Annotated in this window: 17 protein-coding genes and 1 tRNA gene; 15 read left to right on the forward strand and 3 right to left on the reverse strand. The window is 37.2% G+C overall.

The features are described from left to right. Positions 1-135: 135 nt before the first annotated feature. From dut to nrdD, 3 genes are all read right to left on the reverse strand, one after another. Positions 136-585, reverse strand: coding sequence for a dUTP diphosphatase (gene dut, locus B5D25_RS02560; RefSeq protein ID WP_078786178.1), 450 nt, complete (start codon positions 583-585; stop codon positions 136-138). A gap of 265 nt (positions 586-850) precedes the next feature. Next, a complete protein-coding gene (nrdG, locus tag B5D25_RS02565) occupies positions 851-1,390 on the reverse strand; it encodes an anaerobic ribonucleoside-triphosphate reductase activating protein (RefSeq protein ID WP_078786179.1) in 540 nt (179 codons plus the stop codon). Between the two features lie 103 nt (positions 1,391-1,493). Next, a complete protein-coding gene (gene nrdD, locus B5D25_RS02570; RefSeq protein WP_078786180.1) occupies positions 1,494-3,677 on the reverse strand; it encodes an anaerobic ribonucleoside-triphosphate reductase in 2,184 nt (727 codons plus the stop codon). A gap of 442 nt (positions 3,678-4,119) precedes the next feature. Here nrdD and B5D25_RS02575 point away from each other — a divergent pair, with 442 nt between their 5' ends. The 15 genes from B5D25_RS02575 to B5D25_RS02645 all read left to right on the forward strand — a co-directional run bounded on the left by B5D25_RS02575 (position 4,120) and on the right by B5D25_RS02645 (position 25,779). Next, a complete protein-coding gene (locus B5D25_RS02575; protein WP_078786181.1) occupies positions 4,120-5,376 on the forward strand; it encodes an FKBP-type peptidyl-prolyl cis-trans isomerase in 1,257 nt (418 codons plus the stop codon). 81 nt (positions 5,377-5,457) lie between these two features. Further along, positions 5,458-5,541 (forward strand) — tRNA-Leu (locus tag B5D25_RS02580). Positions 5,542-5,816: 275 nt separating this feature from the next. Beyond that, positions 5,817-6,299 (forward strand): transcription elongation factor GreA, encoded by a 483-nt coding sequence (gene greA, locus B5D25_RS02585; protein ID WP_078786182.1) that lies wholly within the window; start codon positions 5,817-5,819, stop codon positions 6,297-6,299. A 259-nt stretch (positions 6,300-6,558) separates the two neighbouring features. After that, a complete protein-coding gene (gene lysS / locus B5D25_RS02590) occupies positions 6,559-8,184 on the forward strand; it encodes a lysine--tRNA ligase (RefSeq protein ID WP_078786183.1) in 1,626 nt (541 codons plus the stop codon). 574 nt (positions 8,185-8,758) lie between these two features. Then, positions 8,759-9,220, forward strand: a complete 462-nt coding sequence (locus tag B5D25_RS02595) for a hypothetical protein (protein ID WP_078786184.1) — start codon at positions 8,759-8,761, stop codon at positions 9,218-9,220. A gap of 363 nt (positions 9,221-9,583) precedes the next feature. Beyond that, entirely contained in the window at positions 9,584-10,075 is a 492-nt protein-coding gene (locus B5D25_RS02600) for a hypothetical protein (RefSeq protein ID WP_078786185.1), read from the forward strand. A gap of 155 nt (positions 10,076-10,230) precedes the next feature. After that, entirely contained in the window at positions 10,231-11,211 is a 981-nt protein-coding gene (locus tag B5D25_RS02605; protein WP_078786186.1) for a helix-turn-helix transcriptional regulator, read from the forward strand. A gap of 51 nt (positions 11,212-11,262) precedes the next feature. Beyond that, positions 11,263-12,393: a DNA (cytosine-5-)-methyltransferase gene (gene dcm / locus B5D25_RS02610; RefSeq protein ID WP_078786187.1), complete on the forward strand. Its 1,131-nt coding sequence runs from the start codon at positions 11,263-11,265 to the stop codon at positions 12,391-12,393. An 18-nt stretch (positions 12,394-12,411) separates the two neighbouring features. After that, positions 12,412-15,030: a DrmE family protein gene (locus B5D25_RS02615; RefSeq protein WP_078786188.1), complete on the forward strand. Its 2,619-nt coding sequence runs from the start codon at positions 12,412-12,414 to the stop codon at positions 15,028-15,030. Beyond that, a complete protein-coding gene (locus tag B5D25_RS02620) occupies positions 15,030-18,686 on the forward strand; it encodes a helicase-related protein (protein WP_078786189.1) in 3,657 nt (1,218 codons plus the stop codon). Before B5D25_RS02615 ends, B5D25_RS02620 begins: the two co-directional genes overlap by 1 nt. Positions 18,687-18,688: 2 nt before the next feature. Beyond that, on the forward strand, positions 18,689-20,533 hold the full coding sequence (drmB, locus tag B5D25_RS02625) for a DrmB family protein (RefSeq protein WP_200803227.1): 1,845 nt from the start codon (positions 18,689-18,691) through the stop codon (positions 20,531-20,533). Between the two features lie 26 nt (positions 20,534-20,559). After that, positions 20,560-21,288 carry a DNA-methyltransferase gene (locus tag B5D25_RS02630; RefSeq protein ID WP_200803228.1) on the forward strand — a complete coding sequence of 243 codons (729 nt, stop codon included), beginning with the start codon at positions 20,560-20,562 and terminating at the stop codon, positions 21,286-21,288. Beyond that, a complete protein-coding gene (locus B5D25_RS02635; protein ID WP_078786192.1) occupies positions 21,278-22,360 on the forward strand; it encodes a DNA cytosine methyltransferase in 1,083 nt (360 codons plus the stop codon). Before B5D25_RS02630 ends, B5D25_RS02635 begins: the two co-directional genes overlap by 11 nt. Then, on the forward strand, positions 22,344-24,272 hold the full coding sequence (locus tag B5D25_RS02640) for an AAA family ATPase (protein ID WP_078786193.1): 1,929 nt from the start codon (positions 22,344-22,346) through the stop codon (positions 24,270-24,272). The genes B5D25_RS02635 and B5D25_RS02640 overlap by 17 nt, the downstream gene beginning before the upstream one ends. 4 nt (positions 24,273-24,276) lie before the next feature. Next, complete coding sequence (locus tag B5D25_RS02645) at positions 24,277-25,779, forward strand: LlaJI family restriction endonuclease (protein WP_078786194.1); 1,503 nt, start codon at positions 24,277-24,279, stop codon at positions 25,777-25,779. Positions 25,780-25,803 lie beyond the last annotated feature (24 nt).

Genomic DNA, 25,803 nt, shown 5'->3' on the forward strand with positions numbered 1-25,803 from the left:
TTTTTCACCTTCTTTCCGATTATAAGAAAGTGTGCCGTTTAAGACACGAATTATACCATTTCGAAATAAAAAAACTCCGTAATGATACGGAGTTTCGTAATGTCTGTCATATAACAAAGTTAAACAAGGATATATTTAATGTGTTCCTGTTGAACCAAATCCACCGGAACCTCTTTCTGTATCTCCTAAAGCATCAACTTCTGTGAAGATACCCATGAGATAAGGAGTTATAACCAACTGAGCGATTCTTTCGCCCGGTTCAATAACTGCATCCTTGTTTGAGTGATTATGGAGTGCAACCATAACCTCTCCACGATAGTCCGAATCTACTACACCAACTTTATTGGCAGGGGCAAGCCCCTTCTTACTGGCAAGACCGCTACGGGCATAGATAAGTCCCGCATAACCTTCGGGGAGTTCCATTGAAAGACCTGTAGGTATAAGTATTGTCTCACCGCTTGCGATTGTTATATCGCTGTCAATGCATGCATACAAATCCGCACCGGCAGCGTTAGCGGACCCATAAGTTGGGACAGTGGCATTCGGCTTTATCTTCTTAATATTTACAGGTAACTTGTTGATCATGATTTTATCCTTTATCCAAATAACTTTTGATAAGTTATATAATTCGAATTTTATTAGACTGTTTTGTTCACAAACTGTTGTATCCGCTGACTGTTTGTAGCGGGTTGCTCGTTTGCAGACTGTTTATCTGCGGAATGTTCGTTTGCAGATTGTTTATCTGCAGAATGTTTGTTTGCAGATTGTTATCTGCGGATTGTTTGTTCGTGAAACATTTTGCCCACAGACTAGTTTAACACATAATAATAAAAAAATATAGGTTTTATTTTTAAATCCTTCCTTCCATATATTCGGAAAGAACAACTTCGCCTTTTGCAAGGCTTTCAGGGACGTTGATGATGCGCTGATTATCACTTCCTCTGAATCGGAGTCGGAGATTTTTTCTCTCAAGGATAAACTCGCCGTCCACAAGGACATCTGTCAACTGAAGCATCGGAAGAGTATCTTCTGAGTGACATCTTTTATTATCCGGATCGATGAGTTCTTCGAAGAGATATCCGGAATAAGTCCAAATAGTTTTGTCAGGGCATTCCTTACGGCAACGCTCGATAAAAGGACGAAGAACCTTCTGGTTTGATATTTCCCAAGGCTCGCCGCCGAGAATAGTAATGCCTTGTATATAAGGTTTCTTTAGTGAATTGATTATTTCATTGGCAATCTCTTCGGTAAAGAGCTTGCCGAAATTGAAGTCCCAGGTATCTTCATTGAAGCAACCCTTACAATGATGAGTACAGCCTGAAACATATAATGATGTTCTGATACCGACACCATTTGCGGTATCACAATAATATATTCCGCAACAATTCATACGTAAATATGGTCTGATCGGCCTGCCTTTCGGAGGATGATCTTTTCCTTTCTAAATTTATAGGGGACCGGATGACCGATCCCCTGAAATGGTTTAAATCTTATTACTGAGTAGAAACTGTATTCTTTTCAGAAACTGTTTCAGCGATATAATCAGGAGTACCTACATGAAGCACACGTGACTTGATCTCTTTTGTCTTACCGACATTCCAGAAGTTTTCACCAAGATAACCGCAGGTTCTTCTTGTAACATTCATCTTGGAATGATCTTTGTTGTGGCAGCATGGGCATTCCCATTCATTATTTTCATTTACCTTGATCTCACCATCGTAACCACATACATGGCAATAGTCAGATTTTGTATTGAACTCAGCATACTGAATATTGTCATAAATGAACTTAACAAGTTCTGAAAGTGCTTCAAGGTTGTTGGCCATATTTGGAATCTCTACATATGAGATAGCTCCACCGGATGAAATACTCTGGAACTGGCTCTCGAACTGGAATTTCTCAAATGCATCGATGTCTTCACGAACATCAACATGGTAAGAGTTTGTGTAATAACCCTTATCTGTAATGTCAGGAATTGTTCCAAAACGCTCTTTGTCGATTCTTGCAAATCTGTAGCAGAGAGACTCAGCAGGTGTTCCGTATAAAGCGAAACCAAGACCTGTTTCCTTCTTCCATTTCTCGCAGGAATCTTTGAGTTTATGCATAACACGAAGAGCAAATTCAAGTCCTTCAGGAGTTGTATGGCTAACGCCCTTCATGAGTTTAGTTACTTCGTAAAGTCCAATGTATCCAAGTGAGATAGAAGAGTATCCGTTAAGAAGATACTTGTCGATTCTTTCGCCCTTGCCAAGTCTTGCAATGGCACCGTACTGCCAATGAATTGGGCTGACATCACTTGTTACACCCATAAGTGAATTGTGTCTGCACATAAGTGCTTCGTAGCAAAGGTCAAGTCTCTCATCAAATATCTTCCAGAAGAGTTCCTCATCACCTCTGGCAATGATACCAATCTGTGGAAGGTTAATGCTGACAACACCCTGGTTGAAACGACCTTCGAATTTATAATTACCCTTTTCATCTTTCCAAGGAGCAAGGAATGAACGGCATCCCATAGGAGAGAATACATTTCCTTCATAATTCTCACGCATCTTCTTAGCTGAGATATAATCAGGGTACATTCTCTTAGCTGAACATTTAACAGCCATCTCTGTGATGTAATCATACTTACCGCCCTTGAGACAGTTGAACTCGTCAAGAACATAGATAAGTTTAGGGAAAGCAGGTGTTACATATACACCGGCTTCATTCTTGATGCCTTCATATCTCTGACGAAGAACTTCGATGATGATACGAGCATTTTCCTCAATATATTCATCATTTGGATCAAGGTGAAGGAAGAGTGTAACGAATGGTGACTGACCGTTAGTAGTCATCAGAGTATTGATCTGATACTGGATAGTTTGAACACCTGAACGAAGTTCGTCGTTAAGTCTTTCCTGAATCATCTTCTCAAGAGTTTCGTCATCAACCTTGTCTCCGAATGATTTGGTAAATCTTTCTTTATATTTTTCATAACTCTTTCTGAGATATTTTCCTAAATGAATGAGGTCTACTGACTGTCCGCCGTACTGAGAAGATGCAACAGATGCGATGATCTGTGTCATAACAGTACAAGCAACCTGGAATGACTTTGGACTCTCGATGAGCTTACCGTTCATAACGGTGCCATTTTCAAGCATATCTTTGATATTGATAAGGCAGCAGTTAAATATAGGCTGAAGGTAATAGTCAGCGTCATGGAAATGTAAAACACCTTCATCATGAGCCTTGCTGATCTTTTCAGGAAGAAGAACTCTTCTTGTAAGATCCTTAGATACTTCGCCGGCTATAAGATCACGCTGTGTAGATGCAACAGTGGCATTCTTGTTGGAATTCTCCTCCATAACATCTTTGTTGCGGTTTTTAATAAGACTGAGTATTGAATCGTCAGTGGTATTGGCCTTACGAACGAGTTCTCTTGTATAACGATAGATGATATATGTCTTCGCCAATACATATTTACCATCTTCCATAAGATCCTGCTCGATCATATCCTGTATATCTTCTACAAGGATTCTCTTGCGTTTTTTAGTCTCAATACCATGTACAATATCTTCGATCCTTTCTTCCCCTATCTTTTCTTCAGGATCTACTTCTGCATTTGCCTTTCTGATGGCAGTCACAATCTTACTTCGGTCAAAATCAACTATATGACCGTCTCTCTTTACAACCTTCATCTTACCTCTCCTCACATAATTTTGTAATATATATAGTATGAATGTAGTAGTATTTATACATTAAATAACACTGGTCGATTCAAGAACAAATTATAGCAAACGGTATATGGTTTGTAAATACCAAAATACTAAATCTAGTGTCTGACTATTTGGGTAGTTACTATATTTAGTAGACATAAAATTAAATGAGTAAACACGGGAAAACCTTGGAAATACGTATATAGAGCGTGTAGATTATGTGAATTAAGAAAATAATCTTTATTTTTTATATTATTTGTGATATATATTTTAAGGTATAAAATTTCCTGGGAGTCGCAAGATATTGTTTCTTATATAAAAAGGTATTTAAGGGGTGCTATACAGGATATAGTGTCATGAAGAGAATACATCAGGGATATATTTATATAATAAGAAGAGTTTCAATTTTAGAAGGGATTGTATTATGAAGAAGAAAATTTGTCTTGTTCTTGTCGGAGCTATGTGTCTCACAGCTTTTGCATCCTGTGGTAAAGGAAAGAACAAGGATAAGAAAGATGAGAGTACAGTTGCAACATCAACAAGTGCTGAGGAAAATGACGTTATCGCAAAGATGAAAGATAAGTACAGAGATTGCGTTAAGGTGTCAGACTATAATGGCGTTGAATATGTTCCGGTAAAGTCAGAAGTTACAGATGAAGAGATTGAACAGGATCGTCAGTCACTTATCAATCAGGGAACAACTCATACAGAAGATAAGACAAAGGTTGCTACATATGGTGATGCAGTAAATATTGATTATACAGGTTATGTTGATGATCAGACATTTGAAGGTGGCAGCACACAGGGACAGGGAACACAGATCACCCTTGGGTCAAGCGGATACATCGATAATTTCGATGAGCAGATCGTTGGTCACAAGCCTGGTGATAAATTTGATGTAAATGTTACTTTCCCTGATCCATATTCAGGAAATCCTGATCTTTCAGGAAAGAAGGCAAGATTTGAGACAACACTTAACTCAATCATCATTCACCATATTCCTGAATATAATGATGAACTTGTAAAGAATAACACTTCATATGAAAATGTTGCTGAGTATGAAAAGGCAATGAAGGAAAAGCATGAGGAAGAACATGCAAAGAATGATCTTTCAAGTAACAAGGAATCAGTTATTTCAAGCATAATTGAAAGTTCAGAAGTTGTTCAGTATCCTGAGGAAGAAGTTAAGAAACTCATCGATCAGATGATCAGCCAGGTAAAGCAGCTTGCTGAAAGCAACAATGTTGATTTTGAAACAATCATTTCTTATTACTATGGTAAGAGTACAGAGGATGAGTTCAAGGAATACATCAGCGATTATGTTCGTGATTACATTAAGCAGAAGATGATCCTTGTAAATATCGCAGATAAGGAAAATATCTCAGTTACAGCTGATGAATATGATGCTAAGAAGAGCGAATTAAAGAAGAACTACAACATCGCAGATGATAAGCAGTTCGATCAGTATTACTCAGAAGAAGATGTTTATTACATGATCCTTGCAGATAAGGTTATCGACCTTGCATTTGGTAAGGCAAAGGCAGTAGATAAGCTTAGCTCAGACAAAGAAGTTCCTAATGATAATGAGAAGGTTCTTGAAGAGCTTGAGAAGAATAAATCAAGTGAAGAAGCATCGACAGGAGAGGCTACAACAGAGGCGGCAAGTGTGGATGGCGAATAAGTCCTGCAGTCTTGACATAATAAATTGAAAATGATAAGATTCAGAATGTTCGCGGGCTTAAGCGGACATTCTGATATATAAGCAGTTGTGGCGGAATTGGCATACGCGCATGATTCAGGTTCATGTCCACGCAAGTGGGTTCGGGTTCAAGTCCCGTCAACTGCACTAACAGGAGCGGTAAATACCGCTCCTGTTTTGCAGTTAGACCTTGAACCTCGGGTTCAAGGTCTCGCCTACCGGCTCGGTCGGTGCTAAACGCTTGCCACGGGCAAGCAGCACCCCGTCAACTGCACACGAGGGAATACATACTACGAGTTATGCAGATAAGAAACTGAACCCCGGGTTCAAGGTTAATATTTGTTTCTTGACTTTGGGAATGTGTTGGGTTATAATTGACTCCGTGTCTATCGAAATAATATTTCAGGAAGGAAGTTAAAGATATGGCAGAGCAGAAGAAAAATATTCTTACCAGTGCAGGTCTTAAAAAGCTTGAAGATGAGCTTAATGATCTCAGAGTATTCCGTCGTAGAGAAGTTGCTCAGAAGATCAAGGAAGCAAGAGAGCAGGGAGACTTATCAGAGAACGCAGAATACGATGCAGCTAAAGATGAGCAGCGTGATATAGAAGCTAGAATTGAAGAGATAGAGAAAATCCTGAAAAATTCTGAAGTTATTGATGAAGATTCGCTTGATAAAGAGACAGTTAACTTTGGTGGTACTGTTCATATTCAGGATATTGACAGCAAAGAAGAATATAAATATATGATCGTTGGTTCAACTGAAGCAGATGTTCTTAATGGAAAGATTTCGAACGAGTCACCAGTAGGAAAGGCTCTTATCGGACGCAAAGCAGGACAGACTGTTATTGTAAATGCACCAAGCGGTACATTTAATTATAAGATATTAGACTTTACAAGAGGTTAATATATCTCGAGAATACTGCAAGATCAGGATGAACCGCCGTTCCGGAAGAGGGATGGAATCATTTTGGTGATGCGGTATTTTGTAATAATATGAATTAAGTGAGTATTGTCCGTGCAGGTGTATGTGTTAGCATGTATCATATGCATGGACAATAGTTTTTTTATGACTTATATCAGTTTGATGGATGGTTTTGACATTTGTGCGGATTCATTTTGAAAACTGTATTATCAGAATATATTGAATTATAGAGGATGATAAAATGGCAGAGAATAATCAGAACAATAAGAAGGGACAGGCAGCTCAGCCTGTTCAGGATATAAATCAGCTCCTTAAGGTTCGTCGCGAGAAGCTTGCTACACTTCAGGAAGCAGGAAAGGATCCATTTGTTATAACAAAATACGACCAGACATATCATGCAGAGCAGGCAAAGGAAGAATATATCGCCCTTGAGTCAAAGCTTCTTGTAGGTAAGGATATGCCTGATACAGAAGGTATGGATCCGGCTGAAGCAAAGCAGGTTAAGACAGAGGCATACAATGAGAGACGTGCCATAATGGATGCAAATCCTATAACAGTAAGCATTGCAGGTAGAATGATGTCAAAGCGTGTTATGGGTAAGGCTTCATTCTGCAATGTTCAAGATAAGAGCGGAAATATTCAGGTATTTGTATCTAAGGATACTCTTGGTGAGGATGCATATGCTGCATTTAAGAAGCTTGATGTTGGAGATATTGTAGGTGTTACAGGTTATGTATTCCGTACAATGATGGGTGAGATTTCAATCCATTCAGACGGAGTAACACTTCTTTCAAAGTCGTTACAGGTCCTTCCGGAAAAATTCCACGGACTTACAAATACAGATATCAGATATCGTCAGAGATATGTAGATCTTATAATGAATCCGGATGTTAAGGAAACATTTATTAAGAGATCTAAGATTATTGCAAGTATAAGAAGATTCCTTGATGATCAGGGATTCATGGAAGTTGAGACACCTATGCTTGTAGCTAATCCGGGTGGAGCTGCTGCCAGACCATTTGAAACTCATTTCAACGCACTTGATGAGGACCTTAAGCTTCGTATTTCACTTGAGCTTTACCTCAAGAGACTTATCGTTGGTGGTCTTGAAAGAGTTTATGAGATTGGTCGAGTATTTAGAAATGAAGGTGTTGACACAAGACACAATCCTGAATTTACACTTATGGAGCTCTATCAGGCATATACAGATTATCACGGCATGATGGACCTTACTGAGGCTATGTATCGTCATATAGCTAAGGATGTTCTTGGTACAACAACTATCACATATAATGGTGTTGAAATGGATCTCGGCAAGCCATTTGAGAGAATCACAATGGTTGATGCTGTTAAGAAATATGCAGGTGTTGATTGGAATACAGTTTCAGATCTGGAAGCTGCTCGTGCGCTTGCAAAGGAACATCATATTGAATTTGAAGATTTCCACAAGAAGGGTGATATACTTAACCTCTTCTTTGAGACATATGTAGAAGAGCACCTTATTCAGCCAACATTCGTAATGGATCATCCTGTAGAGATATCACCTCTTACAAAGAGAAAGCCGGAAGATCCAAATTATGTTGAAAGATTTGAGTTCTTCATGAATGGATGGGAAATGGCAAATGCATACTCAGAGCTTAATGATCCTATCGATCAGAGAGAAAGATTTGCAGCTCAGGATGCCCTTGCAGAAGCAGGTGATGATGAGGCGGAGCATACAGATGAAGACTTCCTCAACGCTCTTGAAGTTGGTATGCCACCAACAGGAGGTATCGGATATGGTATCGACAGACTTGTCATGATCATGACTGATAGCCCTGCTATAAGAGATGTACTTCTCTTCCCGACGTTGAAGAGTTTGTCGTAAAGAATCCAGTATTTATGCGGTTTTATGGCGCGTTTTATCCTTTAGGTCACACAAAGGTCACACATATTATTATTGAATAATGCGTAATAATACGCGATTTATGAGTCTATAATAGAGAATTAAGGATATAAGGACACTTTCTAAAAGAAAAAATTTAGAAAGTGTCCTTTTTTGCGTTATGGTCGTAACTCGTGATTAACAATGGTTCAGTGATAAAGGTGGTGATCCGTAAAAAACAAGCAACTGTCATCTATGAGGCTCCGATGGAAAGAGTTCATTCCATCGCAGTCTCATAGGTGACTTTTTTATTTTGGGGACTGCCCGTCCCCAATCCCCGGGGAGAGAGAAGAGCAATTCTTAGAGTATGTTTCATATGATAAGAGGAGTATTTTGGTTTACATAGTGTATCTACATAAGTGGTGGCCTTTTTATCGACCACCATTTTTGAGACAATGGTATCAGAACCGTATCAGAACAATCAGAAAGAAATCAGAAAAATCAGAAAAATGCAAAAAGTAAATGTTGGGTTAAAAATGATATATTTTCGAAGATCTCAAGAAGGAGGGAATGGTTTATGAATAACAGCAATAACAAGAAAGATAATGCTCAGGCAATTCCAGTAGGTTGGACGATAGCAATAATAGGGCTTTCTGTAATAGGGTTTTTCTTTATGTGTAAGGATATAAAATCCGCTCTTAATCAGAAAGATCAGTGTATTCTTTGTAACCGCGAAGCAGTTGATGGAGAGCTATACTGTTATTACCATCAGAATCATAAATACAGTTTTTCGAATAGTAGAAATACAGGAAATTCTTCTTCGACAAAAAGCACAACACAAAGTACTGGAAAATCATCCGGAAGCACTTCGTCTTCAAATAAAGCGTCAAAAAAGAAAAATAGTTATTCAACGCCTAAGGTTGATCCTTCTGATCATGATATAGATATGTATTACGAGGATTACAAAGAAGAGTTTGAGGATGAGGATGACGCTTGGGATGATTTTGAAGATAACGAAGAGTATTGGGATGAATACTGATGGGAGGATATATGTTTAAGAGATTTAAGTTTTGGATGATGAAGAAGAGAACATGCAGGTGCTGCTGTTTGACTTGCAAGTATTATGTTGAATGCAGGAAGGAACTGTTGGGAGATAAGAATTAATGGAAGGATGGTGAGCGGATATGATGAACCTACTGAAATTATGTTTGTTTCCATTTTGGCTGATGCTTAAGGCGATGGGGTTTATGTTAAAGTTTCTTTTGGTACCACTGATAATACTGGGATTTATAGCGGATGACGGAAAAGGTGTGTTTTGATTACAGGAATAAATGGAGGAAATTCCGGTGTTTGTAGGAGTGCTTATCACGTATAAGTTTAGATGATAAAGGAGGCTGAGCATATGGGACAGGCATATAGTGGAGTTTGTACGAATTGTGGTTTTAAAATAACAAAAAATATAGGTGTAGGCTTTATGTTTCCGACGGTCTATGGAGAGGTCAGAAAAAGAGCATGGGATGGAGAATATGGAGAAGAGATGATGTATTTTCTCAGGAAGAACCCTCAGAGAGCTATTGATGCAGAAATTGATCTGTATGTTTGTGAAGAATGTGGTGATATCTCATCGGACTATAATCTGGGAATGTATATTCCTCGGGAAGAGGATGAAGAGATGCTCAAAGAAGCCGATTTTTCGTCAGACGACACAGGTAATTCAAATTATTTCATGCACGATGAATTAAGGCGCAAATTCAAGAAATTCAAGGACTATGATCATAGATGTGAGAAGTGTCATGGAAGACTTAAGATTGTTGTGGGAAAGGGATATGATAAACTCAAATGCCCTCGCTGTAAGAATAAGCTTATTCCGGGGGATATAATCATGTGGGATTAGCTGGTTGTGAGAAGAAAATCATGTGGATGTCTCTGTTATAACCCTTTGTATAATGCCTCGAAATGTGGTACAATTAGAACGTGGTTGTGGGACCACAAATACAAGGAAAACCGCAAGGAGAAGGCGGGTTTTCCGGAAGACAGGGGTAGGCCGTTATGAAGGGGAAAAATCAGAAGCTTAAGCTTCTTTATTTGGCGAAAATAATGCAAGAGCAGACAGATGACACTCACGCTCTTTCCATGTCCGAAATACTTGCGGAGCTTGCGAAGCATGAAATTCTGGCACAGCGGAAGAGTATTTACGAGGATCTGGCTGCTCTTGATGATTATGGGATAGAAATAATCAAAGAGCGTGACGGCTCGAAGACGCTGTATCACTGCGGCAACAGGACATTTGAGATCGCTGAGCTGAAGTTCCTGGTGGATGCGATTCAGTCCTCGAAGTTTATTTCCGAGAAGAAGACCAGGGAGCTGATTAAGAAGCTCGAAGAAAACATCAGCGTGTATGATGCGAAGCTCCTTGACCGTGAGGTGAAGGTGACAGGGCGCGTCAAAAATATGAATGAAAGTATCTATTATGCCATCGATTCCCTTCACAATGCGATAAGCGAGGACAAGGCCATCCGCTTCAAATATTTCAGCTGGAACGTTAAGGGCGAAGAGGAGTTCCGCAGGGACGGGGCGTTTTACAATGTGAGTCCGTGGGCGTTGCATTTTGACGATGAACGGTATTATCTGATCGGGTATGATCATGATAAGGATGAGATCCGGCATTTTCGCGTGGATAAGATGCGCGAGGTTGAACTTACGAATAAGAGACGTAAGGGCAAGATGAAGTTTAATAAACAGGACAAGGCGAAGTGGAGTGAGCAGTATTTCCGCATGTTCGGTGGAGAGATAGAGACCGTAACCCTGAAATGCAAAAATGAGATGGCAAATGTCATCATCGACCAGTTTGGCAAGGATGCCTGGCTGCATCCGATAGATGACGAATGGTTCACCGCAAGTGTAAATGTGGCGGTGAGTGACCAGTTCCTCGGATGGATCGTGGCGCTGGGCGGAAATGTAGTGATTACTGGCCCGGAGAGTGCGAAAGAGAGGATGAAGGGGCTGGTAGAGAAAAAGTTTGTGGAGTAGTACTGTTGGTTTGGGTTATGAATTATAGTTTTGAAGTGGGACAGCGTTGTTATGAGTAAGAGACCAAGATATAAGACAATAGATTTATGTGCGGGTATTGGAGGCATAAGAAGAGGCTTTGAAATGACTGGTAGATACGTGAATGTGTTATCTGCCGAAATTGATAAATATGCATGCCAGACGTACGAACGCTTATTTGGAGTTAATCCTTTTAATGATCTAACAAGCGAGGATTTTAAGAAAAAGGTTGCTTCTGTCGAATATGATGTTTTATTGGCAGGTTTTCCATGCCAAACATTTAGTAGAGTTGGGTTGCAAAAAGGATTTAATGATGAGGAAAAAGGACAAATCTTTTTCCATATTTCCGAAATAATTAGGTCAAATAGACCTAAAGCTATTTTCCTTGAAAATGTTGATAGATTGATCACTCATGATGAAGGTAAAACATTCGAGAAAATAATAGATGTATTGGTAAATGACCTTGATTATCACGTTGTTGGGGTAGATAGAGATGATAATGGACAGATTCGTTATGATAAGGACAGCTTTATAAGAAATTCAAGATTTTTTGGTATGCCTCAAAATCGTCCAAGAACATATATAGTATGTTTTGATAAAAAAAGATATGACGATAAGGTAAAGAAAGCCGTCCCTGTAGCTACACCTGATAAAGGGAGTATGATGGTTTATGAGAATTTAGATGAGTTACTATCACATGATGTTGATGATAAGTATTATTTGTCATCGGGCTATTGGAATACGTTAAAAGAACATAGAAAGAGACAAGAAAAAAAAGGCTATGGTTATGGATACAGAATAGTAAATATGCCAGATGATGGTGTTCATATTGCCAATACAATTCTTGCTACTGGAGGGTCAGGCAAAGAGAGAAATTTGCTTATTGATTATAAAGATGGTGTTTCAGGAAAAAGCATTGTTGGGAAAAAAACCCCATTGAACGATGAGTATGTTAGAGTGATGACTCCTACGGAATGGGGCAAGCTTCAAGGCTTTATTAATTATGGATTCATAGACAAGGATGGTAAAGATCAATTTGAGTTTCCAGAGGGAATGTCGGATGCTCAAAAGTATAAGCAATTTGGTAATTCGGTTACAATACCAGTAATTAAGGAGTTTGCCGTTTTTATAGATAGATGTTTGAAGAAACTCGAGGAGTCGTAGACTGAATGGGGTGATTACATGAGAATAGATGAGGCGATGAATAAACTCATAGATCAATGTAAAATATTCTATAAAAAAGAGTGTATTTCTGGTGAAAGAATAGTAAAGGATTATTTGCACTTTTTTTCCAAGACATTCAACCTGTCAGAAAAGAGAACAAGCTTTTGTATGAATACGGGGTCAGTTGTATTTGATATTGTTGCCACGGTTGCAACAGTAATAAGTAGTCTCGGCTACAATGAAAATACAAATGATGATATTATCTCGAGCCTTAAAGAAGGAAATATTGTCTTATACAATAACAAACGATACAGATGGGCTGGACTTCAACAAGATAATGGTAAGTGTTATATGGTTCTTGTTAAAGATAATGGAGAAAAGACTTTTTCATCATATGAAAAGAATAAGCATTTAATTAAAGAGTATCATGGTCAATCTCAAACAACTGACGGAAGAGGAATAAAGAAGGGGAAGTCTAATAGAGAAGATTTTTTTGCGTTTCTTTATAATGTTGGCGCTAATGATATCCCAAGTGCAATAGATGCTTCCTTTGTATTTGTTGCAGATAAAGGCTTTGATGAAATCTTAAAAAATGTAAGCATAGAATACGATGGAAAAAATGTTAAACTACTGGAATTGGTTGCTTGTTCTTATTATACAAGTGGGTTGGAAGAAATAATTATCGGAAAGAATCCATCAAAAAAAGAACCAGTAATTAAACTGACGAGTCATATATCGGTTGCTCGTCAAATCGCTTTAAGCAAGGAAGGCAATAATACTGCTGGAATTATTGTATGTACTTCGGGCGGCGTATCAAATGACAATTCAGAATTGAACGATCTGATAGGGAGAAAGAAAATTCGATTTGTTCATTACATGACAAAATATGATACTTCTGTTGGCGAATATATTGTCAGGGAATACACTAATTCGTCTGTGTTTGCATGTACTCCATCCTATTTGAAGGGTACAAATACTATTAGCGGTAATGATAGTAAATTGTTGGATGATTTACATAGACAAATGTATAATTTGGCCAATCTTAGTATAAATGAAGTGGTTGTGGGATCGGGAATATCATTTAAAATGTTAAAAACAATTAGAAACGATATTTTTGCGCTTAAAGACTCTGTTTTAGATGACGATAATAAGAATGATTTTCTAATTAATATCTATACATTACAAAATCTATTCCTTACAGCACCATTTGATTTGATATACATGGAAGAATGTGTTTCGGAAAACAAACTTCACCATGGTGTTATGTCTCCTAAAGAAAGAATTGGAAAACTTGAAGAACACATATCGCTGTTTGATAATGCGAAAACTAAAGCTAAAGAAGTACTTGATTGCATCAAACAAGAATATAAAATGTTAGTGAGGAATAACCCTAAACAGAAAGCATTAGATGAGATCATCAGGAAAAATATTAAAAAGAGAATAGTAGTTGTTGTACCAAAGTCATATTACATAGATGTATTGAAATCCACATCAATCTTCGGCATAAATACGTCGAATGTATATTTTAAAACGACTAAGGAGTTTAGTCCAGAGGAGTTTTATGATGTGGTAATTGTTGTTAGTAATAAGGTGAGTGATAAATTTAAAATATTCGAATGTTGTTCAACTTCTCAAATGTATGTCATATTGCACGAGGCAGAGAATATGTCATTTATGTTGAAGAAGAAAAAAGCCAGAGTATTCGAGGGTAATATTTACAAGAAACATATGAAATATTCCTATGTTATAGATGATGCAAAGGAAAGAGCGGAAATCAATGATAATATAGAAACGCAAGAAGCTGAAGAAGTCGAGAATGGATGGAATGAATTGTCTGAATTTATCGATAACCTAAAATTCAAAGTCCCAATGCAGTATACATACAACAGTGGTACAAAGCTGGTATCAGATACTGGGACAGCGTTGTCGGAGGTATCATATGTTGGAATGTTCGAAACGGGAGAGAGTATATATCTTTCAAAGTATTATTCAGCAGTTGTATATGACGGATGTTCTATAGAAGAAAAAAAACCAGAAAAACTGCAATCTGGAGATGTTCTGGTATTTACGCGTAATGATAACTATACCAAGAACATAGTTGATTATATATTTGATGAGTTACTGGAAAAGAATAAACTCAACGCAAGTGTTAAGGAGGCAAATCAGAAAGCAGAAAAGTGGAAAGAACTTTTGAGGGCATATAAGGATAATGGTGATTATTCTTATAGAGATGTAACGGATTCGTTAAATAAACTTGGACTAAAACATGATGAAGTGACTGTAAGACAATGGATCTATCCGGAAAGTCATATAGTCGGTCCAAGAAGTATGGATGATATAAGAATAATTGGGGAATTGGTTAATGATGACGATTTGAAGAATAATTATACATTATATGATGATGCTTTCAAGATAGTAAGAAAACAGAGAAGGAACATTCTTGGACTTATTTTCAAAGCGATAAATGAAAAACTGTCAGGAAGAAGATCCTCAGGAGATGAAATAATCCAAATGGTATTTGATAATGTTGATAGATTATCACAAACATATGAACTTGAGTCAATAAAGAAGGTAGATGAACAGTATTATATTCCGATAGGATATGCAAATAGACCTATTGATTCGGAGGACGATTAATGAATAGAAGTGATTTAATAAGTGAAATGCTTAAGGCTAGAGATTCATATATTGATATTATCAAAGCGGATATGCTCGGACCTGGCTCGGAGTTTGATATTCCAGATAGAGATCATGAGCTTATTTCAAGCAGTCCAATAAGTAGGTATTCTATGGGGATTCTCTTTCCACAAGGAAACAAGAATGAACAAGATAACGATGAAACTGTATCAATTGGCAATGAAGTCGAGAAGGAACTAGTTGTTGATAAATTCAATGATTCATCTGATATAAAACCAGAAAAAGATAAGAGCATGAGTCAATCTGACTATGGAGAGGATAGTCTTGATGAAGAAGTTGAAATGGCTTCTCAGTATAAGCAGTCTTCAATCGGGATGACATTCATGATTAGTGGTAATCCTGATTCACTAGTGTTAAGGATTTCCTATGCCACATATCATAAGGCTACGGTATCCGAATGTGCAGTTCCATATAAGGTTGACAATTCAGAAAGATATACTATACCAGATTCTCTGATTGGAATTGTTGATTATGATAGAACCAAGTCACACTTAAAACTAAAAAGATCACTTTCATACAAGGAAATAAGAGAATTAAAAGAACGAGAGGCATTTCCAGAAAATGAAGCTGCTACTATAGAAAAAGCATTATACAAGTTATCGGGATATATTAATAATGGGTATGCTAGAGATCCACATAATGATATCAGTGTAAGACTGAACTTTGGAGATAATGATTTTGTTGAGACTGTAAATGTTGAAGGCTTGGAAGACGTTTCGCTGAAGTTGGTAGCTAGAAAGACGGCCATTTCAGATACGGTTGTTTCTGTTACTGTTATGATGGTTAATACTAATGTGGGAAATGCATCTGCAGATAAGTGTATATTTCAGCCTGTAATTAGTGTTGATACAAATGATAATAGTTTTCAATTCGTTCAGTATGATTCGGATGATTTCTATGATTATGATTCTGATGAAAAGTCATTAGCTTTGCTGTATAGAAATAAGGAGAATTATGCTACAGGACTAGGTGTATCGGTAGATTGGAATATCCTTGATGGGACTGGAAAAATTTGGACGGATTTCTTTCCAGTTTCGGAAGTTCCTCAGATGGATTTCAATCTCCCGAAGGAATCAGCTATGTCTTCTGATGAGTTGTCAATGAAGTATTATTCTGATTTGAATTCAATACAACGAGATAAAAAGATAGAGTCCTTAAGAAAACTTGTTGAATCATATGCTAGATGGATAAATCAAATTGAAAATGTATCAAATGGATTAGCTACGAAGTATAAAGAGGCTGCTGACAGGAATATAATCGAGTGTAAAAAAGCACGAGATAGGATGATTGAAGGTATAAATACTCTTGCTTCAGATGATAATGCTTACAATGCATTTCAACTGGCAAATAGAGCTATGTTTATGCAACGTATTCATATTAAACTCCAACAGGACACATCCGATGTTGATAGATATCCTGGGGATGAGGTGATTGAGGAGCGTTTAATAAGTCTTAAGTATGACAGTGAAGGTGATAATAATTGTAAATGGCGTCCGTTTCAGTTGGCATTTTTGTTGATGGATGTTAATTCGATAGTAAATGATGAACATCCAGATAGAGATATGGTTGACCTGATTTGGTTTCCAACAGGTGGTGGTAAAACGGAAGCATATTTAGGACTTACGGCATTTACAATCTTTTTCAGAAAACTTCAATATCCGAATGAATCTGGTGGAACTTCTGTTATGATGCGTTATACATTAAGGCTTCTTGCATCACAGCAGTTTACCAGAGCTTCCACACTTATTTGTGCATGTGAATATATAAGACGTGATTGCGTTGCTAAAAAATCAAAATATCCGAGATATGCTTTGGGTAAAAAAGAAATCTCTATAGGGTTATGGATAGGAGGCAGTCATATTCCTAATAAGATTGATGGGGAGGATGGTGCTAAAGAATGTCTTGAAAAGCTACAACAATCTGATTATTCAACACTAAAGTATAATAAAGAACGTTATAATAAATTTCAGGTTTTAAAATGTCCATGGTGTGGGACTAAGATGACACCAGATTACATTAATAAAAAACAAGTTGGTACCTGGGGATATAATATGAGAAAAGGTAATCATTTTTATATGGTATGCCCTCAGGAAGAATGTGAATTTACTGATAACCTTCCAATACAAGTGATAGATGAGGAATTATACCAAAACCCACCAACACTTCTTTTTGGAACTGTCGATAAATTTGCTATGATGCCATGGGATGTAAGGGTTGGTAGTTTCTTTGGACAGGATTCTGATAACAGGACACCAGATTTAATTATACAGGATGAACTTCATCTGATTTCAGGCTCTTTAGGCACTATTGTTGGATTATATGAAACTGCTATAGATAATTTATGTAGCAGCAAGGGGGTTAGGCCGAAGATTATTGCATCAACGGCTACAATAAGAAGAGCTAAGGAACAGTGCTCGGTTTTATATAATAGGGATGTTGTACAATTTCCACCTCCGGGTATTGATGCATCAGATTCTTTTTTTTCACGAGAAGCTGATATAGATTATGAAAATCTAGTGTTTGGTAGAAAGTATGTCGGAATTATGCCATCGGGTAGAACTAAGGCAATGACTGAAATCAGAATGGCATCATCTATGTTACAAAGAACTAAAATGATGGATTCACCTGACGATATTAAGGATAAATTCTGGACAACTACGGTTTATTTTAATAGTTTAAAGGATCTGGGAAAAGCATCCACAATGGTGGAGGATGACGTCAAGGACTTTATAATAAGAATAGCAAATCGACTTGTTACAGATAGGAGATTAATTATAAGTCCAGACGAATTGACAAGTAGGGTATCTACCACTGAATTAAACGAGACTTTAGATAAACTTGAAAAGGTTGAATATTCATCCAGTAAGGAAAAGAAAAGATACCCATCAGATATATTGTTGGCAACAAACATGATTTCTGTTGGTATCGATGTTGCAAGACTAAATGTTATGCTTATGATTGGCCAGCCGAAACTCACGAGTGAGTATATTCAAGCATCAAGTAGAGTGGGGCGTACCTACCCAGGTATTGCATTTATTCAATACGATGCTACTAAGAGCAGAGATAGATCACATTATGAAAAATTCAAGTCATACCATGAATCATATTATCGATATGTTGAACCGACTGGCGCAACTCCGTTCTCAAAGCCAGCACGAGAAAGGGCAATACATGCCGTGCTATTATCAATTTTAAGACAGAGTCTTTCACTTGGTGATGATAATGGCGCAATTCACTTTGACAAAGAGTTGATGTCAGAGACTGTTAAAAAGGCAGAAGATTATATTATAGATAGAATTAAATCAGTTGATCATCGTGCGGATATTTCTAATACGGATTATGATGAAATTTACTCAGAATTAAATAGTTTTGTTGATTTTTGGCAAATTCTCGTTAATGATTGTGGAAATTCTGAAGATACAAAGACGTTACATTTTGGAAAAAAGTACATGTTTAAACCTCCAGAATTAGATACACAGAAACGATTGATTAAACAGTATAATTCTTTTGGAAAAGATCAAGCATACGATACTTTAACATCAATGAGAAATGTTGATACTTCGGTTTTGGGCGAAGTGATAATATGGGAGAATTAAAAATGGAAACTATAAGAGAAAAGATTCCCTTGAATAAAATCGAATACTCTGTTAGGGCTACGCAGGCGGTACTCCAATATGGTGTTGGAGCAATGGTTGATTTTGCATCACAGACTTTAGTTACCGCTGCTCCAGAAACGTGGTCATCTGTTCAAAAAATCTATGATGAAAGATTTGCTAAAGCATTAGGCGTTGAGTATTTTGCATTACCAATCAAGATTACATATTCAAGGTTCCCGGAGTGGTATTTTTGCCCAAAGTGTCGTGATTTCATGCCAATAGACCATTGGATAAAGAGATGGAAGGAAAAGGTACAAAAGAATGGCAATCTAAGAAAGGTATATGAAAATGATTCGTATCTAATCAAACATATGCGGTGCCCAGATTGCTATCAGGACTTGGTCGTAAGTCGTATTGTTACTGTATGCAAATCTGGTCATTTGAATGATTTTCCGTGGGTTGAATGGGTTCATGCTAAATCAAATAGAACATGTGATAATCCAGTCTTAAAGTTCAAGACTGGAGCATCTGGAACAGAAGGTCTCGAAGGATTGACTATAGAGTGTTCTTGTAAGGCAAAGGCAACGTTAAAGGATGCGTTCGATGAGGATATATTCAAAACATTAGCTGAAGAAAAAGGAACAAGTGCTTTCTTTTGTCAAGGGAATCATCCGTTTAAACATACGAAACATAAATGTATTAATTACCCAGTAACAAAACAAAGAGGTGCTTCTTCGGTGTATTATCCAGTTGAATATAGTTCTTTGGTTATTCCACCATATTCAGATAAACTCAATGAGAAGATAGAGAATAGCAAGGCTTTTGAAAAGTATTGCGGAGTAATTGAGGAGGAGGAACCAGAAGACAGAATACCGAAGATTAATAAAAAACTCTCCGAATGGACTGCTAAAATTGCATTGGAAATAGGTGCTATCGAGAGTGATGTTGAGAAGATACTAAGAAGAAAATGGCTTGATGAATATGAATCGACAGATGTCTCAAGTATACAATACAAGATGGATGAGTATGATGCTTTGACAGGTGAGATAGTATCTCCATCTGGTGGATTTGGCGATTTCTCCAGAGAAGAGATGGATGTGTCTATTTATAACTTACCACATATTAAATCAATCTCCTTGATTGATAAGGTGAGAGTGGTAAGGGCATTAATAGGCTTTTCAAGAATTAATCCTGTTGTTAATATGGAGGATGAAGGGTTTGTAAGTGTTAAAGAAGATAGCACACCTTTTTATCCAGCAAATGAGGTAAGAGGAGAAGGAATATTCATAGAGTTTGATTTTAATGATATTAGTGATTGGATTAGCGATAATCCGGAAGTTATTGAGAGAACAAACCAATTGAATTCAAATTATGCTGCATCATATTTTGGTTCGAAACATCCACGAATCGTTACACCTAAATTCATTTTGTTGCATACGCTAGCGCATCTTCTGATTACTCAGTTGAGCTTTGAATGTGGGTATAACGTTGCTTCTTTGTCAGAAAAGATATACTGTTCCGAAACTTCTGATGGAAAAGAAATGGCTGGTATATTTATATACACTGCTAGTGGTGATTCGGAAGGTACTCTTGGCGGACTTGTCCGGCAAGGAAGGCCAGATGCTTTTCCGAAGATATTTAAGAAGGCCATTAATCATGCGAAGACTTGTTCAAATGATCCGATATGCATAATGAGTCGTGGGCAGGGACGAGATTCCCTTAATCTTGCCGCGTGTCATTCGTGTGCTATGGTGCCAGAGACGAGTTGCGAGGAGAATAATACTTTCTTGGATAGAGGGATGGTTGTTGGGCTGTTTGACAATAAAAAGATAGGGTTTTGGAATTGACCATATATTGCTGAGGAGTTAAGATGGTGAACTTTAAAATATATAATAGCGACTGTATCAAAATAATGAAAAAGCTTGATGCAGATTCTATAAACTTAATAATTACCGATCCGCCCTATAATCTGGGAAAGTTTATGGAGAATAGAGACACCAACCTTAAAAAGATGCGGGATAACTTTTTTGGAGCTGCTGGTTGGGATGATATGAATTTCGAATCCTGGACAAATAGTATGGATAGTTTCTTTGAACAGGCGGCACGAGTTATGAAAAAAGGTGGTAGTATTATTGTTTTTATGGCGATAATTAAAGTGGAAACAATAATCAAACTTGCTGAAAAACATGGTTTTTACTACAAAACAACGGGAATATGGCATAAAACAAATCCTATGCCAAGAAACATGAACCTGCATTTTGTTAACTCTACAGAATCATGGGTGTACTTCACATATAAAACACGGACAGGTACCTTTAATAATAATGGAGAATGCTTACATGATTTTGTTGAAACGTCTGTAACACCTGCAGGAGAGAGAAGATATGGCAAACATCCGACACAAAAACCACTAAAGTTGATGGAATATTTTGTCACAATTCTTTCTAATGAAGGTGATCGAGTGCTTGATCCATTCATGGGCAGTGGAAGCACTGGTGTGGCTGCAGTAAAGAATAATCGAGATTTTATAGGAGTTGAGCTAGACAAGTCCTATTATGAGATGTCGAAGAAAAGAATTGAGGAGATTTTGAATGAAGCCTAAAGTTATTGATTTATTTGCTGGAGTAGGGGGTATGTCCTTAGGTTTTGAAAAAGCGGGATTTGATGTTGTGCTAGCGAATGAATATGATGAATCAATCGCAGAGGCCTACAAAAAAAACCATAGTAGTACAAAAATGGTGGTAGGGGATATCACGAAACTTGATCTGGACGAAACCTTTGGGAAATACAATGGAAAAATCGATGTTATAATAGGTGGTCCCCCCTGCCAAGGCTTTTCTCAGAAGGGACAAAGGAAAAGCATAAAGGACGAGAGAAATTTCTTGTTCAAGTACTACATCAAAGTTGTTGAACTAGTCAGACCTAAATATTTTGTCATGGAAAATGTTCCTAATCTTTTAACGACTGAGAAGGGTTACTTTCGGCATGAAATTGAGGAATTGTTCCGAGAATTAGGTTATGAAAACTTGTCGACAGGCGTATTAAATGCATCTGACTATGGTGTTCCACAAAACCGAAGACGAACTGTAATAATCGGTAAACTCGGCGGTGTAGCACCTGATTTGCCTAAAACTAAAAACAAGACTGTGACAATATGGGATGCTATAAGTGACTTGGCTTTTCTTGAATCTGGTGAAGGAACTGAGGAACAGTCTTATATAAATAAAGCGGAGAGCGAATATCAGAAACTTTTACGAGGGGATTGCAAAGTCCTTCATAATCATGTTGCGACCAAACACTCCGATTTAGCATTGAAAAGGTTAAAAATGATCCCGCCTAATGCTGGAAAAGAAGTTTTGCCACCAGAACATATAACAAAGTCAATTTATAGTGGTACATGGACAAGAATGAGGAAGGATGAGATTTCGGTAACCATAACAACACGATTTGATACACCTTCGTCAGGCAAATTCACTCATCCTTATTTAAACCGAGCCATTACTGTAAGAGAAGCCGCTAGAATTCAGTCGTTTCCAGACGATTTTGTGTTTACGGGTAAAAAGGGCTCACAGATGAAACAGGTAGGAAATGCAGTACCGCCATTGCTTGCCCAAGCGGTTGCTGAATGCATAATGGAAGACATAAAGGAGACGAAAAATGAGCAGACCAAGTAATATTCCAGTTTACCCTGAGATGGATTTAAAACTGGGAATTAAATCATCAATTCCAAAGGTGAAGCAAACTATAGCACTTGCGCTATTATTGTTCGAGAGCGAGGGCAGGAAAGATGCGGTTGCGTATTCAACAGAGGTTGGTTCTGCTACCGTATGTGAAACAGCGGTTGAAGCAAGGCTAAAAGCTATGCTTAACCCGATATACACTACTTATGGTGAATCCGATACATCATTCATGTATGCCGTAAATGATAATTATTTATTTAAGGCTCAGATAGAACATTTACAGGTATTATTTGAATTGATATATAGGATAGGGCAGGTTTTTTTTATAGATACAACAAAAAGCTTTTCTGCTGAAAGAACTGGTGGTGTAAGATATGCTAAAAGACTCAAATATTCTGCAAATGCTGATTTGCTGTCTCCGTTATTTGATGGATCGGATGCAGTGAAGTATAAAGAAACTCTTGTTAATTGGCTTGGATTAGATAGTGTACCAGAAGACGTTAAAGCGGCAGAAGGTATATGCAGAATTATGACTGTAATATCTGAGACAGCAATTTTCAAGCTTGTAGATGGGTCTGCGGATGTTTTCTTTAATCAGAATGAGATATATAAAGCTATTCAGAATAACCCTGGTGTGGCAATTGATATATCGGGAGATTCAGAACCGAAAGGGGCTCTCAGGATTATTAAAAATGCGCTTGATGAGGATATAAATCCTGTTTTGTCATACAACGGTGGAAATGTTACATCAAGAGTGGGTGCAGCTGTTTTGGCGGCATATCAAAGCCGAGTAAATACTTTGTTAGGTTTATCGTCTACAAAGCTTCCTAAAAAGAAAACGGGAGTACTTGTGCGTAATACGAATATATTACCGGGTATTGATAGAAATCTTATTTTTTTTGGGGCTCCCGGTACGGGAAAGAGTTACCAGTTGAATGATAAGGTAAATTCAATGATAGCAAACGATGATCAGATGGAGAGAGTCACATTCCATCCAGATTATTCATATGCACAATTTGTAGGAACATATAAGCCTGTATCAGAAAGCGATGGTCAGATTAATTATAGGTTTGTTCCCGGCCCTTTTGCAAGAATTTTGGTTGCTGCATTAAAAAGTGCGCGAGATCTTCAATCAAACGCATTGCCATATTTCTTGGTTATTGAAGAAATCAATCGTTCAAAAGTTGCAGCTGTATTTGGAGATATATTCCAATTACTAGATCGCAAAGCAGATAATTCGAGCGAGTATAATATTCAGGCTAGCGAAGATTTACGAAAGTATTTGTCTTCCGAACTGGGCGGAGAACCTGATGAATATGCTAGTATATTCATTCCAGATAATATGTTTATTTGGGCAACGATGAATAGTGCCGATCAGGGTGTATTTCCTATGGATACAGCGTTTAAAAGGCGTTGGAATTTCCAATATATAGGAATTGATGATGAAGAAATCACGGAAGAATCATCTGGAACAAATATAGAGCATATCAAATTAATTTTCACTTGTGGTACAGACGATATTCGTTGGAATGTACTTAGAAGAGCGATAAACATGAAATTGTCCTCTGAGGATATAAATGCGCATGAGGACAAACTTATGGGACCGTTCTTCATAAAATGTGAAGGGTTTACACTTGATGCGGCAAACAAAGTAGATCCATCTGAAAATGATAAATTCCTTTCAGTTTTCAATGAAAAGGTATTGATGTATCTATTTGAAGATGTTGCAAGAACCAGACGACCAGAATTGTTTTCTGGAATAGTTGATAAATGTAGTCGATTTTCGCAAGTAAAGGAAGCCTTTTTGTCAGACGGTTTAAGAATCTTCGGTGATGATTTCAAGACGAAATACTATGATGTTCAAGAAACGGAATATGATACAAAGAAAACACGCTTAGGAGTGTGAAGGAATGGCTCTTATAACACGATATGTTAGAGAGGGTAAAATATATACAAAAGACTTTTTAAGAGATCACTTTGCATTTGCCAATGATACTGAATTTGGATCTTTTCTGAAACAGCTAAAAAAATATCGTGTTTTGAAGACGATAAAAGGGAAGAACAGTAAAGAAGAAGATGAATCCCTGCTTGAAGAAGATGATGAGGATTATGTCGGAGAAATTGATGATAATTCTTCGATAAAGTACTTGTTTCGATACGTAGGATTATTGACATGCAAAGGAAGAGTAATCTATGTATATCCCAAATACATAGAACCTGTTGGCGATTACGCTCCTCAAAAAGAGATGCGGCAGGTAATAAATGTACTCCGAAAGTATAATAAAGCCCGAAAAGACATAATAAAAGAATATTCAGGGAAAGAAGGAAAAGATGAAATAAACATTCTATCCTTAATGATTTATTTTATTCAGGATTTCTTGGATCATGGTTTGTATTCAAATGATGAAGAAATTACGGAGATAAATGGATCAGAAAACTATTTATGGCAAAAGACTATTGATGAAACGTTCCCGATTATCAGAGATAACAGACCTTACTATACTGAAATTTACACATTGAGGAAAGTCTTCAATGAAGATGATTTTATTCGCAGATTACACGCTTGGATTATAACAGATGCGTGTCGACAGATGAAAGAAACGGGACTATCTGATATTTATGGATATCCGTATATTGAAATCTCTTCGGAAATAAAAAAAGATTTTGGTGATGACCAATATATTTCAAAACAAATTGAAGATGAATTGAGATTGCAGTTTGATGATAGAAGGATAATGCTTCTTCATGCAATGAACTCATATATTACTCTAAGAGGAAAAATGAGGGAAGGCGATGAAGTTATGTTGCTATTGGGGACCAGAACATTCCATGTTGTTTGGGAAGAAGTATGTGCCAAGGTCTTTAAGAGTCAGAGAAATGAAAAACTCAATAATCTTGGCTCAAGATACAAGCCCGTTATGGATTATATAGTTATTAATCCGTTAGATGGTAGTAAGGAATTAATAGAGTTGATTCAGAAACCACGGTGGGAGATGGAAGGAATGATTAGAGAGCCAAAAGACACTTTTGTTCCTGATTTCTTGAGCTTCTTTACTGAACACGGGAAATATTACTATTATATTCTTGATGCTAAGTATTATTGTCCAGAATTAAATGGAAATAAGATATTAAAGAATCCTGGTGTCGAAGATGTTGCAAAACAGTATTTGTATTATTTGGCATATAAGTATTTTTTGGATGATATAAGTATTACATATGCTGATGTGAAAAACTATTTTTTAATGCCTAAAGAAACTGGTAAGATTGAAGATGTTGGGTTTGTTGAACTCGAGTTATGGCGACATTTTCGAGCTGTCCCAAGGTTTGTGAGAATAAAGAAGCTGCCAGCTGATTTGATGTATGAAAAATACATTTCGGATCAGACGATTCAACTAAAAGAATTAGATATATAATATTTATGTTATGAGAAAAGTTGA

The organism is Eubacterium ruminantium, from assembly GCF_900167085.1.
Classification (GTDB): domain Bacteria; phylum Bacillota; class Clostridia; order Lachnospirales; family Lachnospiraceae; genus Eubacterium_Q; species Eubacterium_Q ruminantium.

Bases quoted from the DNA above. Each gene is read 5' to 3' on its own strand.
- dut (WP_078786178.1), bottom strand. From the start codon at position 585: ATGATCAACAAGTTACCTGTAAATATTAAGAAGATAAAGCCGAATGCC.
- nrdG (WP_078786179.1), bottom strand. From the start codon at position 1,390: ATGAATTGTTGCGGAATATATTATTGTGATACCGCAAATGGTGTCGGT.
- nrdD (WP_078786180.1), bottom strand. From the start codon at position 3,677: ATGAAGGTTGTAAAGAGAGACGGTCATATAGTTGATTTTGACCGAAGT.
- B5D25_RS02575 (WP_078786181.1), top strand. From the start codon at position 4,120: ATGAAGAAGAAAATTTGTCTTGTTCTTGTCGGAGCTATGTGTCTCACA.
- greA (WP_078786182.1), top strand. From the start codon at position 5,817: ATGGCAGAGCAGAAGAAAAATATTCTTACCAGTGCAGGTCTTAAAAAG.
- lysS (WP_078786183.1), top strand. From the start codon at position 6,559: ATGGCAGAGAATAATCAGAACAATAAGAAGGGACAGGCAGCTCAGCCT.
- B5D25_RS02595 (WP_078786184.1), top strand. From the start codon at position 8,759: ATGAATAACAGCAATAACAAGAAAGATAATGCTCAGGCAATTCCAGTA.
- B5D25_RS02600 (WP_078786185.1), top strand. From the start codon at position 9,584: ATGGGACAGGCATATAGTGGAGTTTGTACGAATTGTGGTTTTAAAATA.
- B5D25_RS02605 (WP_078786186.1), top strand. From the start codon at position 10,231: ATGAAGGGGAAAAATCAGAAGCTTAAGCTTCTTTATTTGGCGAAAATA.
- dcm (WP_078786187.1), top strand. From the start codon at position 11,263: ATGAGTAAGAGACCAAGATATAAGACAATAGATTTATGTGCGGGTATT.
- B5D25_RS02615 (WP_078786188.1), top strand. From the start codon at position 12,412: ATGAGAATAGATGAGGCGATGAATAAACTCATAGATCAATGTAAAATA.
- B5D25_RS02620 (WP_078786189.1), top strand. From the start codon at position 15,030: ATGAATAGAAGTGATTTAATAAGTGAAATGCTTAAGGCTAGAGATTCA.
- drmB (WP_200803227.1), top strand. From the start codon at position 18,689: ATGGAAACTATAAGAGAAAAGATTCCCTTGAATAAAATCGAATACTCT.
- B5D25_RS02635 (WP_078786192.1), top strand. From the start codon at position 21,278: ATGAAGCCTAAAGTTATTGATTTATTTGCTGGAGTAGGGGGTATGTCC.
- B5D25_RS02640 (WP_078786193.1), top strand. From the start codon at position 22,344: ATGAGCAGACCAAGTAATATTCCAGTTTACCCTGAGATGGATTTAAAA.
- B5D25_RS02645 (WP_078786194.1), top strand. From the start codon at position 24,277: ATGGCTCTTATAACACGATATGTTAGAGAGGGTAAAATATATACAAAA.